Source organism: Pseudomonas sp. PGPR40, assembly GCF_022014505.1.
GTDB lineage: Bacteria > Pseudomonadota > Gammaproteobacteria > Pseudomonadales > Pseudomonadaceae > Aquipseudomonas.
Genome location: NZ_JAKLSP010000079.1, coordinates 1 through 554, shown reverse-complemented (window position 1 = coordinate 554; position 554 = coordinate 1). Strand labels below are relative to the sequence as shown.

The 554-nt window shown below is 57.9% G+C and carries 1 protein-coding gene; it reads right to left on the bottom strand.

Annotated features, from left to right (window positions below; genetic code table 11):
* Window positions 1-8: 8 nt before the first annotated feature.
* A partial coding sequence (locus MEB48_RS29040) for a transposase (protein ID WP_237887132.1) occupies window positions 9-554 on the bottom strand: 546 nt, incomplete at its 5' end.

The window sequence follows — 554 nt, the reverse complement described above, 5'->3', positions numbered from 1 at the left end:
CAGCCCTTTCAAGGTGTTTTCCCTTTATGGGCCTTAAGCACCCGGTCGGTCGACACATGAGCATTGGCAGCCTTTCCCTCCAGCCATTCCTTGGGCTTGGCGATTTTGGGGCCGCGGATGCTTTTGGCGACCTGCTTGGGCTTGATGTTCCTGGCCAGCGCCAACAGCCGCTCTGCCAGCGTTTCTGAGGTCGATTGAAATGGCAGGTAATCCGAGGGCAACGCGATCTGCATGCCCTCATAACCGCTACGCACTTGCACCGCCAGATGGAAGGTCGAAGCTTCCCAACCTTCAGGCTGCGTCTCGCGGTGAGCCTGCTCCACACTACGTTTGAGAACCGCCAGGACGTTATAGGCCAAGATCGCCGAGGCAAAACCCAGCAAGGCTGCCCGGGGCGAGCCGAGGCTTTCGATTTCACTGTCCAGCACCGATTCAAGACGCTGGAACATCCCTTCGATACTCCAGCGACGACGGTATAAATCGGCGATTTGCTCAGCGCTGATGGTGTCGGGCAAGTTGCTCCAGAACCACATCACGCAGTCGCCTGATTCGGT